The sequence below is a fragment of the Pseudoalteromonas sp. TB25 genome, from assembly GCF_000497995.1.
In the GTDB taxonomy this organism is placed as follows: domain Bacteria; phylum Pseudomonadota; class Gammaproteobacteria; order Enterobacterales; family Alteromonadaceae; genus Pseudoalteromonas; species Pseudoalteromonas distincta.
Genome location: NZ_AUTI01000239.1, coordinates 1 through 1,019, shown reverse-complemented (window position 1 = coordinate 1,019; position 1,019 = coordinate 1). Strand labels below are relative to the sequence as shown.

The following is a 1,019-nucleotide window of genomic DNA, read 5'->3' as shown; positions in this document are numbered from 1 at the left end:
CCGCCAGCCCACTCAATAACGACCAAACACATAAATTTGTAGCTAATGTGCGCGGTATGTATAACGACCGCGCCTCAGAGGTATCGGATGCCACTGAATTTGGCGACCGAATTAGTTTTTCGTATCAAGGCAAATACCTAGACGACACATTGGGCGTGGCGCTGGGTTATGCGCGCTTGTTTCAGCCAAGTGTAGCAACGCAGTTTATTGGCCTTGCTTACAACGACACAAAAGATGTAGATGGCGCAGCTAACGACACCAATGGCCCTTTAGCTAACCCAGAAAACGAATACATTAGCGAAGGCTTTGAGCTACAGCATTTAGGTGGCGAAGAAACCCGTAATGGCTATTTAGCAGCCATAGAGTGGGCACCGGCAGATAACTTTAAATTAAAAGGTGATGCGTTTTTATCGCGCTTTGATAAAGAGTCGTTTGCCCGTGGCCTGAGGGTTAAGTTAGGCGGGCCAACAGCTGCATATGCAAACGCTCAGCTCGACGGTAATGCCGTAATAGGCGCAGCGGTTAACCGTACTTCGCAAAGCTATACCCGCGTTGAAATAGTTAACGACGACAACCAAGACTTTGACGAAGTAGATAGTTTTGGCATTAATGCCGATTGGCAGGTAACCGATAGATTGAGCGTAAATGCCGATGTGTCGCTTTCTCGCGCAAAAAGTAATTTTAGAAATGGCTTACTGTGGAGCTTAGTAGCAGAAGATGCCAATGCAGAAACGCCAGTATTTGATAACAACGTAGCAATTAACTATCAATTAAACGGCTTAAATTTACCTGACGTTGGGTTTAATCAGGCGGCCGCCTTTAGCGATATAGACCGTGTAATGGTCAGCAAATATGGTATTTACCCAGATCAAACAGAAGATGAAGTAACGGCATTTAAGCTCGATTTTAAATATGAGCTAGAAAGCGACATATTTAGCTCAGTAGAGTTTGGTGCGCGCTACTCAGATAGAGAGTACAGCCGAAAACGATCGGTATTTGAGTACGGTAACGACGGGGCG

General features: G+C 45.6%; 1 pseudogene. It reads left to right on the top strand.

Annotation, left to right across the window (positions count from 1 at the left end):
• Window positions 1–1,019: pseudogene (locus L652_RS0107395) on the top strand (TonB-dependent receptor); the annotation flags it as partial.